Below are 10,606 nucleotides of genomic sequence, written 5' to 3' on the forward strand. Positions count from 1 at the left end.
GCAGCGGCCCCGCACGCTTGACGGGTTTTCCTTACGTAACTAACATATGAATAGATATTCATATGTTGAGGATGACGTCGGCATGACCGCTCTTTCCAGCGACGAACGGGTCGCGCCGCTCGCCGGGCTGTTCCGGCTGCTAGGCGACGCCACGCGGTTGCGCATCGTGCTCGCGTGCGTGCAGCAGCGTCTCGCCGTGGGCGCGATTGCCGAAGCGCTCGGCTTGTCGCCGTCGCTCGTGAGTCACCATCTGCGGCATTTGCGCGCGGCACGCATCGTGCGTGCCGAACGCGTGGGCAAGCAGGTCTTTTACGCCGCCGCCGACGCGCATATCAGCGCGATGCTCGGGGCCATGCTCGAACATGTGGCCGAGCCGGCCACGCACTGGCAGGAGGGCGCATGACGGGTGCCGAACGCAAGCCGGCGGATCATGCCGATCACGGCCACGGCCACGGCCACGAACACGGCCACGGCCACGAACACGAACACGAACACGAACACGAACACGCGCAGGGCCACGATCAGGCGCACGACCACGGCCACGCGCATGGCGGTCATCACCATCATCACCATCACGCGCCCGCAGCCGGGCAGGGGCGCGCGTTCGCCGTCGCGGTCGCGCTCAATGTCGTGATCGTCGGGGTGCAGGCCGTCTACGGCGTGCTCGCGCACTCGACCGCGCTGCTCGCCGACGCCGGCCACAATCTCTCCGACGTGCTCGGCCTTTTGCTCGCGTGGGGCGCGGCATGGCTCGCCACGAGGCGGCCGTCGGCGCGCTTCACGTTCGGCTTCGGCAGTTCGTCGATTCTCGCCTCGCTCGCCAATGCCGCGCTGCTGCTCGTCGCATGCGGCGCGATTCTCGCCGAAGCGTTCGGGCGGCTGCTGCATCCGGCGAGCGTCGCGGGCTTCGACGTATTCGTGGTCGCGCTCGTCGGCCTGTTCGTGAACGGCTTTTCGGCGTGGCTTTTCATGCGCGGCCAGAAGGAAGATCTCAACGTGCGCGGCGCATTCCTGCATATGGCCGCCGACGCGGGCGTGTCCGCCGCCGTGGCCGTGAGCGGCCTCGTGATTCTCGCCACCGGCGCGAGCTGGGTCGATCCGCTCATGTCGATCGCGGTGGTGCTCGTGATCGTCTACGGCACGTGGGGCTTGCTGCGCGAGTCGGTGCGGCTCGCGCTCGCGGCGGTGCCGGAGAACGTCGATATCGTCGAAGTGCGCGCATTTCTCGCGCGCCAGGCAGGCGTGATCGACGTGCATGACTTGCACGTGTGGGCGCTTTCGACCACGGGTTGCGCGCTTTCGGCGCACCTCGTGATGCCGGCGGGGCATCCCGGCGACGCCGCGCTCGACGCCATGGTGGCATCGCTCGGCGCGCGCTTCGGCATGCGCCACGTCACGCTTCAGGTCGATCTCGGCACGAGCGCGCATCGTTGCGCGCTGGATTGCGAACAGAGCGTGGCCGCGCCGTCGCATGCGCATTGAAGCGGCATCGCACGGCTACCGATGCGGCCCCGCCGCCACGCCGCCCCGTATCGGCATCGCTGGCAAACGCGCCGAAAGCCCGCGTTTTGATGCGCTGCCGCGCGACCCGCTGCCGCGCGGGCGATACACTACGAACTATGTTCCGGAGTGATGTTCAAAGCGGTGTCCAAAGCGTGCCGAGCACAGGGAGGTCTGCATGACCGTGGCTTCGTCTCTCGCGCCCGTGCTCATCGTGGGCGCGGGACCCACTGGCCTCGCCGCCGCGATGAGTCTCGCGCGCGCGCGCATTCCCGTGCGTTTGATTGATCGCTCGCCCGAGCCCGCGCGTCATTCGCGCGCGATCGGCGTTCAGGCGCGCACGCTCGAACTGTTCGAGCAGCATCGCTGTGTCGAGCCGTTTCTCGAACTCGGCCATCGCGCGCACGTCGCCAATCTTTATTCGAACGGCCAGCGCCGCGCGCGGCTCGATTTCGATCCGCTGCTCACGCGGTATCCGTATCTGATCTTCATCGATCAAACCGTCACCGAACGCATTCTCACGCAGCATCTCGCGACGCTCGGCGTGGAGATCGAGCGCGGCGTCGAACTGGTGGATTTCACGCAGGGCTCGGCGGGCGTGAGCGCCGATCTGCGCCATGCCGACGGCCGTCAGGAAGCGCTGCGCTGCGCCTATGTGGTCGCCGCCGACGGCGCGCACAGCACGGTGCGGCATCGGCTCGACATGCAGTTCGAGGGCGAGACGATGGCGCAGTCGTTCTTGCTCGCCGATCTCGCGCTCACCACGCCGTGGCCCGAGGACGAGTTCCACATATTCGCCTCGGGCGAAGGGCTGGCGGCGCTGTTTCCGCTCGGCCGGGGACGCTTTCGCCTGATCGCCGATCACAAGGCCATGCTGCCCGCCGCGCCCGAAGGCGCGCTGCCCGTGCCGACGCTCGACGAATGCCGCGCGATCGTCCGGCAGCGCGTGCATCATCCGGTTTCCATTGCGGACATGACGTGGGCGTCGTACTTCAACATCAACAGCCGCATGGTGCGGCAGTTGCGCGCGCAGCGAATCTTCTTCGCCGGCGACGCGGCGCACGTGCATAGCCCGGCGGGCGCGCAGGGCATGAACACGGGCATTCAGGAGGCGCTCAATCTGGGCTGGAAACTCGCGCGCGTGCATGCGGGCGGCGCGCCCGAGCGCCTGCTCGACACGTACCACGCCGAGCGCTATCCGATCGAGCGCCTCGTGCTGCAACAGACCAGCTTCATGACGCAGCTCGTCGAAGCCGATCACGGGCCGCTCAAGCTGCTGCGCGAGCGCGTGATGCCGGCGCTCGTTTCGCTCGGGCCGCTGCGCGACGCCGCGCGGCAGGCCGTGAGCGAACTGTCGATCCAATACCGGCGCAGCCCGCTCACGCTCGACCGCACGCTCGACGGCGGTCCGCGCGCGGGCGAACGCGCGCCCGACGCGCTCGTGCATGTGATCGACGGACCGCTCGGGCCTTCGCCGGGCAGGGGGCGTATCTTCGATCTGCACGATCCCGCGTGCTTCTCGCTGTTCGTGCTGGTGGAAGACGAGGCCGAAGCCGTCGGCAACGACGCGGCGCTCCGGCGTTTCGCGCAAGCCGTCGAGCGGCTCTTTCCGCAGGCGTTGCGCCTGTGGTGGATCGCGGATCTCGCGGCGGGCGCCGCGCCGCTCGCAGGCGAGGGCGCGCCGTCGCTCGACGAGTCGTACGGGCGCACGCGGCCCGCGTTCTATCTGGTGCGCCCGGACGGCTATATCTGCATGCGCGGGCGGCCCGCTTCGGATCTCAACGCGTTGCTGCGCCACTGCGAAACGTGGTTCGCGCCGACACGCTACCCCGCGTCGGCGCCTTCGCCCGCCGATTCCGGCTAGCCGCGGCCGGCTCCGCCGCTCATGCCGCCGCTGGCATCAGCGTGTCGCGGTACTTCGTCAGCGCGGCGAGCACGATTTCCGTGAAGCCGGCTTCCTTGCCTTCGCCGTCGAACGCCGCGAGCAGCGAGCGGCGCATGCGCGGCTCCCAGAACTTGCGGATATGTTCGGCGATGCCCGTCAGCGCTTCCTCGCGGTCGGGCAGCGAGTCGAAGAACATGCCGATCTGGTTCGCCATCTCGATCAGGTGGTCGGCTTTCATGTCATTTCCCCGAGGTGGCGGCGGCGCCGGCAACGGCTTCGCGCTGGCGCAGCAGATCGAGCTGCGTCGCGTTGAAGCGCGAGTATTCGCGCTGCCATTCGGAAGGCTGCTGCACGTGGCTCACCTGCACGGCCGTCACCTTGTACTCGGGGCAATTCGTGGCCCAGTCCGATGCATCGGTGGTGATGACGTTCGCGCCCGACTCGGGGAAGTGGAACGTGGTGTACACCACGCCCGGCTGCATGCGCGTGCTGACCTGCGCGCGCAGCACCGTTTGCCCCGCGCGCGACTCGATGCCCACCCAGTCGCCGTCGCGAATGCCGCGATCTTCGGCATCCACCGGATGAATCTCGAGGCGGTCTTCCTCGTGCCAGCGCGAGTTCTCGGTGCGGCGGGTTTGCGCGCCCACGTTGTATTGCGAGAGGATGCGGCCGGTCGTGAGCAGGAGCGGGAAGCGGCGCGTGACCTTTTCCGGCGAGGCGATGAACTTCGTGATGACGAACTTGCCCTTGCCGCGCACGAATTCTTCGATGTGCATGATCGGCGTGCCGTCGGGCGCTGCTTCGTTGCAGGGCCACTGGATGCTGCCCATTTCGTCGAGCCGCTGGTACGAGACGCCGTGGAACGTGGGCGTGAGACGCGCGATCTCGTCCATGATCTGCGACGGATGCGTGTAGCCCATTTCGTAGCCGAGCGCGCGGGCCAGCAGGATCGTCACTTCCCAGTCGGCGTAACCGGCGATCGGCGGCATCACCTTGCGCACGCGCGAGATGCGGCGTTCGGCGTTGGTGAAGGTGCCGTCCTTTTCGAGGAACGACGAGCCCGGCAGCAGCACGTGCGCGTACTTCGCCGTTTCGTTCAGGAAGATGTCCTGCACGACGATGCATTCCATCGAGGAGAGCGCGGCCGCGACGTGCTGCGTGTTCGGGTCGGACTGCACGATGTCCTCGCCCTGGCAATAGAGGCCCATGAAGGTGCCGTCGAGCGCCGCTTCGAACATGTTCGGAATGCGCAGGCCAGGCTCGCTGTGCAGCGCGACGTTCCAGGCGTCCTCGAAGAGTGAGCGCGTGGTGGCGTCGCCCACGTGGCGATAACCCGGCAGCTCGTGCGGGAACGAGCCCATGTCGCACGAGCCCTGCACGTTGTTCTGGCCGCGCAGCGGGTTCACGCCCACGCCTTCGCGGCCGATGTTGCCCGTGGCCATCGCGAGGTTGGCGATGCCCATCACCATGGTCGAGCCCTGTGCGTGCTCCGTGACGCCCAGGCCGTAATAGATCGCCGAATTGCCGTGTTGCGCGTAGAGGCGCGCGGCGGCGCGCACCTGCTCAGCGGGCACGCCCGTCACTTCGGCCATCGCCTCGGGCGAATTCTCGGGCAGCGAGACGAAATCGCGCCATTGCTCGAACGCGCGCGTTTCGCAGCGCTCGGCCACGAACGCTTCGTTCACGAGTCCTTCGGTGACGATCACGTGTGCGATGGAGTTGATCATCGCGACGTTGGTGCCGGGGCGCAGTTGCAGATGGTGCTCGGCCTTCACGTGCGCGGTGTCGACGATGTCGATGCGGCGCGGGTCCACGACGATCAGCTTCGCGCCCTGACGCACGCGGCGCTTCAGGCGCGAGCCGAACACCGGATGGCCGTCGGTGGGATTCGCGCCGATCACCATGATGACGTCCGAGTGATCGACCGAAGCGAAGGTTTGCGTGCCCGCCGACTCGCCGAGCGTGGTCTTGAGGCCGTAGCCCGTGGGCGAGTGGCACACGCGCGCGCAGGTATCCACGTTGTTGTTGCCGAACGCGGCGCGCACGAGCTTCTGCACGAGATAGGTTTCCTCGTTCGTGCAGCGCGAGGACGTAATGCCGCCGATCGAATCGCGACCGTGCTTTGCCTGGATGCGGCGGAACTCGCTGGCGGCGTAGCCGATCGCTTCGTCCCAGCTCACCTCGCGCCACGGGTCGGTGATCTTCGCGCGGATCATCGGCTTCTTGATGCGGTCCTTGTGCGTGGCGTAGCCCCACGCGAAGCGGCCCTTCACGCACGCGTGGCCTTCGTTGGCCTGGCCGTTCTTGTGCGGCACCATGCGCACGACCTCGTTGCCCTTCATCTCGGCCTTGAACGAGCAGCCCACGCCGCAATACGCGCACGTGGTCACGACGGAATGCTCGGCCTGGCCCAGCATTACGACGGTCTTTTCCTGCAACGTCGCGGTCGGGCATGCGGCCACGCACGCGCCGCACGACACGCACTCCGAATCCATGAACGGCTCGCTCGCGCCGGCCGCCACGCGCGACTCGAAGCCGCGTGCGGCGATCGTCAGCGCGAAGGTGCCTTGCGTTTCCTCGCAGGCGCGCACGCAGCGGTTGCAGACGATGCACTTGGACGGATCGTAGGTGAAGTACGGGTTCGACTCGTCCTTCTTGTCCTTCAGGTGATTCGCGCCGTCGAAGCCGTAGCGCACTTCGCGCAGGCCCGTGACGCCCGCCATGTCCTGAAGTTCGCAGTCGCCGTTGGCGGGGCAGGTGAGGCAGTCGAGCGGGTGATCGGAGATGTACAGCTCCATCACGTTGCGGCGCAGCTTTTGCAGGCGGTCGCTTTGCGTGCGCACCTTCATGCCCGCTTCGACGGGCGTCGTACACGAAGCCGGATAGCCGCGCCGCCCTTCGATCTCGACGAGACACAGGCGGCACGAACCGAACGGTTCGAGCGAGTCGGTCGCGCAGAGCTTCGGCACGTTGATGCCGGCTTCGATCGAAGCGCGCATCACCGAGGTGCCCGCGGGCACCGTGACGCACTGGCCGTCGATTTCGAGCGTGACGTCGACGTCGGCGTGACGCAGTGGCGTGCCGTAGTCGGTATCGTCGAAAGGCGAGCGTTGCTTCATTGCCGCCGATTTGCAGGCGCAATTGCCGGAACCGCAACCGCCGGCTTGATTCGTGAGCGTGTCGGACATGCTGGGTTCCTCGTTCAGGCAGTCGCTGCCGGCTGGACAACGGGTTCGAGACCGAAATCTTCCGGGAAATGATTGAGCGCCGAAAGCACCGGGTAGGGCGTCATGCCGCCCATCGCGCAGAGCGAGCCGGACACCATCGTGTCGCATAGATCGCGCAGCAGCGTGACCTGCTTTTCGGAGGTGTCGCCCTTGCGGATCCTGGCGATGACTTCCACGCCGCGCGTCGAGCCGATGCGGCATGGCGTGCACTTGCCGCACGATTCGAGCGTGCAGAACTCCATCGCGTATTGCGCGAGATCCGCGAGATTGGACGTGTCGTCGTGCACCACGAGGCCGCCGTGGCCGACCACGGCCCCCACGGCCGCATACGCTTCGTAGTCCATAGGAATGTCCCACTGGCTTTCGGGCAGATACGTGCCGAGCGGGCCGCCCACCTGCACGGCGCGCGGCGGGCGGCCGCTGGCGGTGCCGCCGCCGTAATCCATCATCAGTTCGCGCAGCGTCACGCCGAATGCCAGTTCGACGAGACCGCCGCGCGCGATGTTGCCCGCGAGCTGGAACGGCAACGTGCCGCGCGAGCGGCCCATGCCGAAGTCCTTGTAGAACGCCGCGCCCTTCGCGAAGATGATGGGCACCGTGGCGAGCGTGATGACGTTGTTGATGACCGTGGGCTTGCCGTACAGGCCGGCGAGCGCGGGCAGCGGCGGCTTGGCGCGCACGATGCCGCGCTTGCCTTCGAGCGATTCGAGCAGCGCCGTTTCCTCGCCGCACACGTAGGCGCCCGCGCCCTTGGCAACGAACAGGTCGAAGCGCTTGCCGCTGCCCAGCACGTCGTCGCCGAGCCAGCCCGCGACGCGCGCGCGGCGGATCGCTTCCTCGAGCGCCGCGATCGAGTGCGGATATTCGCTGCGCACGTAGATATGGCCGACCGTCGCGCCGACGGTGATGCCCGCGATGGTCATGCCTTCGATCAGCACGTACGGGTCGCTTTCCATCACGAGGCGGTCGGAGAACGTGCCCGAGTCGCCTTCGTCGGCGTTGCAGACGATGTACTTCTGGTCCGCGTGCGCCTGCGCGACCGTGCGCCACTTGATGCCGGCCGGGAACGCCGCGCCGCCGCGCCCGCGCAAGCCCGATTCGATCAGCGCCTCGCAGGCCGCGGCGCTGGTCGTCGCGAGTGCGTTGCGCAGCCCTTCGAGGCCGCCGTGCGCGACGTAGTCGTCGGTGGAAAGCGGGTCGGTGATGCCGATGCGCGCGAAGGTGAGGCGCTGCTGGCGGCGCAGATACGGAATCTGCTCGACGAGCCCGACGCTGCGCGCGTGCTGGCCGCCTTGCAGGAAGTTCGCCTCGAACAAGGCGCCGACCTCGCCCGGCTCGACATTCGCGTAGCCCACGCGGCCGTCGGCCGTTTCCACTTCGACGAGCGGTTCGAGATAGAGCAGGCCGCGCGAGCCGTTGCGCACGAGCTGGACGCTCGCGCCGCGCGCGGCGGCCTCGCGTTCGATGGCGGCGGCGATCTCGTCGGCGCCGAGCGCGAGCGCCGAGGAATCGCGGGGAACGTAGATGCGCGTCATGCTGCCTCCTCGGCGCGAGCGACGGTCTTCATGGCCGTGTCGAACAGCGCGTCGAACTTTTGCGGGGTCACTTTCGCGTGCAGCGTGCCGTTAATCGTCATGGCCGGCGAGAGCGCGCACTGGCCGAGGCAATAGACCGATTCGAGCGCGACCTCGCCGTGCTCGTGCGGCGCGTGGGCCGCGTCGGCGGCATGGCCGTGCTGATGAAAACGGCAGCCCGTATGCGCTTCCACGTGCTGCGCCAGCGCTTCGCTGCCCATGCTGCGGCACGCTTCCGCGCGGCACAGTTGCACGGTCACGGCAGCCGGCGGCGCGGTGCGGAAGTGGTGGTAATAGGTGATGACGCCGTGTACCTCGGCGCGCGAGAGATTCAATGCCTTCGCGAGCGGCGCAACCGTGTCGGGCGGCACGAAGCCGGTCTCGTCCTGAATGGCATGCAGGATGGCGAGCAGCGTGCGGCCGGGTTGTGCGTGACGGCGCACGAGATCGTCGGGGGTGCGGAGCGTTGTCTCTTCCACAGTGGGGTTCCTCCTGGCATATATGCACTTGTTATTCATAAAGTGTGCAACTATGCTCGGGTTGTCTTGTTGTCTGATCGAACAATAGGCCCCTGTAAATGCAGACGCAATAGGAAGGATGATTTCATAATGATCAAGGTCGAGTGCCAGGCGCAGGTGGTCGTGCGCGACGCGGAAGGCCGCGAAGCAAGCCTGACGGACGTTGTGCCGTTGCTTGCGCTCGTCGCGGAAGAGGGGAGCATCGCGCAGGCGGCGCAGCGTAAGGGTTTGTCCTATCGCCATGCGTGGGGCGTGTTGCGCGAAGTGGAGGAGCGGCTGGGCGGCGCGCTCATCGCCAAGGCGCGCGGGCGCGGCTCCGTGCTCTCGGAACTGGGCGAGGCCGTGCTGCGTTCGCAGCGCCTGTGCGCCGAGCGCCTGCAAGGCAACATGGACGCGCTCGCAAGCGAAGTGGCGAGCGATTTGAACCGCTGGCTCGCGCCGGCCACGCAGGATCTGCGCATTCACGCCTCGCACGGCTACGCCGTGGCGGCGCTGGTGACGGCGCTGGTGGGCGATCAGGTGCCGGTGGAGATCAAGTACCGCGACAGCGTGGACGCCATTTCGGCGCTTGCGCGCGGCGAGTGCGACCTCGCGGGCTTTCATCTGCCGCGCGGCGACTTTCGCGCGGCGTGCGCCAATGCCTATCGCGCCTGGCTCGATCCGCAGCGCCATGTGCTGATCCATCTCACGCAGCGCAAGCAGGGCTTGTTCGTCGGGCGCGGCAATCCCAAGCGCGTGACCGGACTTGCCGATCTCGCGCGCGGCGACATCCGCTTCGTGAACCGTCAGCCGGGTTCGGGCACGCGCATGCTGATCGACTTGCTGCTTACGCGCATCGGCGTCGACCCGGAACGCGTGAACGGCTATGCCTCATCGGAACTGACGCACTCGGCGATCGCGGCGTTCGTGGCCAGCGGCATGGCCGACGTGGGCTTCGGCGTGGAGCCGGCGGCGCATCATTTCGGGCTCGATTTCATCGAAATCGCCGACGAAGACTACTATTTCGCCTGCGATCGCGCCCATCTCACGCATGAGCCGCTGGCCACCGTGCTGGCGATCCTGCGCGGCGCCGGGTTTCGCGAGTCGGTCGCACATCTCGAAGGTTACGATCCGAGCGCATGCGGCGAAGTGGTGGCGCTCGAGGCGGCGTGGGGCGACGACGGGGCGCGCAGCGTGTTTCCGGTTTGAGGCTCTTGATCGCGGTGTAATGAAAGGCAACGCACATCGCGGCTCGATACTCGGGCGACGCTGCAGAGTCCGGCGCTTTTTGTGATACTTTCGACCGGTATTTGCTCTTACGTTTCAGATGCGCGTCGAACGCGCCGATCCATTATGAAATTTGTCCTCAAAGTTTGTACTGTCGCCGCGACCGCGGCGGCATTGTTCGCGACCGTCGACCTGGCTTTCGCGCAGAATTCGCCGGGCGTGCCGGGCGGCATCCTGACCGACGAGTTCAAGCTCCAGGAGCATCCGCAGATGCAATTCGCGGCTTCGACGCCCTCGGGCAAGTATCAGCACGGCAAGCCCAGCGCGGCCCGCAAGCGCGGCGACCTGGGCGACCCGAACGGCTGCAATCTTCAGTGTCCGCAAGATAATTGAGCGGATGGACGCGCACGCGGTGCGCGTGCGCGCAAAAACAAAAACCCCGCAAGCCTGTTGGCTTGCGGGGTTTTATCGTCAAAATCTGGTGGAGCCGGCGTGCCAAAATTCAGTGCGCTCCGGTTCGCTCCAGTTCGCATATTCCTTTGCCGTCAGTAGTTTAGTTCATCTTCCGGTGCGTTCGAGTTTATATTCGTTCGCTCCCATCCGACGCTTCGTGATGGGCTAGACGATGGGCTAAAAATGGCACTCACAGACAAACAGGCAAAGGCACTCACGTACGGCAACAAGCCGGTATTCGAT

At 66.8% G+C, this 10,606-nt stretch carries 9 protein-coding genes; 5 read left to right on the top strand and 4 right to left on the bottom strand.

Annotated features, from left to right (window positions below):
• Positions 1-82: 82 nt before the first annotated feature.
• The 3 genes from U5805_RS29900 (at position 83) to U5805_RS29910 (ending at position 3,364) form a co-directional block, all read left to right on the top strand.
• On the top strand, positions 83-403 hold the full coding sequence (locus U5805_RS29900; RefSeq protein ID WP_322107097.1) for a metalloregulator ArsR/SmtB family transcription factor: 321 nt from the start codon (positions 83-85) through the stop codon (positions 401-403).
• The gene (locus tag U5805_RS29905) at positions 400-1,482 is read left to right on the top strand and encodes a cation diffusion facilitator family transporter (protein ID WP_322107098.1); all 1,083 of its coding nucleotides are present in this window, start codon (positions 400-402) and stop codon (positions 1,480-1,482) included. Before U5805_RS29900 ends, U5805_RS29905 begins: the two co-directional genes overlap by 4 nt.
• Before the next feature lie 196 nt (positions 1,483-1,678).
• Positions 1,679-3,364 carry an FAD-dependent monooxygenase gene (locus U5805_RS29910; RefSeq protein ID WP_322107099.1) on the top strand — a complete coding sequence of 562 codons (1,686 nt, stop codon included), beginning with the start codon at positions 1,679-1,681 and terminating at the stop codon, positions 3,362-3,364.
• 19 nt (positions 3,365-3,383) lie between these two features.
• Here the strand turns inward: U5805_RS29910 and U5805_RS29915 are convergent, their stop codons facing one another.
• From U5805_RS29915 to U5805_RS29930, 4 genes are read right to left on the bottom strand one after another with little or no spacing between them, the layout of a single operon-like run.
• Entirely contained in the window at positions 3,384-3,623 is a 240-nt protein-coding gene (locus U5805_RS29915; protein WP_322107100.1) for a formate dehydrogenase subunit delta, read from the bottom strand.
• 1 nt (position 3,624) lies between these two features.
• Positions 3,625-6,573 carry a formate dehydrogenase subunit alpha gene (gene fdhF, locus U5805_RS29920; protein ID WP_322107101.1) on the bottom strand — a complete coding sequence of 983 codons (2,949 nt, stop codon included), beginning with the start codon at positions 6,571-6,573 and terminating at the stop codon, positions 3,625-3,627.
• Positions 6,574-6,587: 14 nt separating this feature from the next.
• Complete coding sequence (locus U5805_RS29925) at positions 6,588-8,147, bottom strand: formate dehydrogenase beta subunit (RefSeq protein WP_322107102.1); 1,560 nt, start codon at positions 8,145-8,147, stop codon at positions 6,588-6,590.
• A complete protein-coding gene (locus U5805_RS29930; protein ID WP_322107103.1) occupies positions 8,144-8,665 on the bottom strand; it encodes an NAD(P)H-dependent oxidoreductase subunit E in 522 nt (173 codons plus the stop codon). The genes U5805_RS29925 and U5805_RS29930 overlap by 4 nt, the downstream gene beginning before the upstream one ends.
• Positions 8,666-8,794: 129 nt before the next feature.
• On the opposite strand from U5805_RS29930, the gene U5805_RS29935 reads away from it, so the two are divergent.
• On the top strand, positions 8,795-9,892 hold the full coding sequence (locus tag U5805_RS29935) for a substrate-binding domain-containing protein (protein WP_322107104.1): 1,098 nt from the start codon (positions 8,795-8,797) through the stop codon (positions 9,890-9,892).
• Between the two features lie 144 nt (positions 9,893-10,036).
• Positions 10,037-10,303: a hypothetical protein gene (locus U5805_RS29940; RefSeq protein ID WP_322107105.1), complete on the top strand. Its 267-nt coding sequence runs from the start codon at positions 10,037-10,039 to the stop codon at positions 10,301-10,303.
• Positions 10,304-10,606: the final 303 nt, after the last annotated feature.

It is taken from the genome of Paraburkholderia sp. J41 (genome assembly GCF_905220235.1).
Taxonomy (GTDB): Bacteria; Pseudomonadota; Gammaproteobacteria; order Burkholderiales; family Burkholderiaceae; genus Paraburkholderia.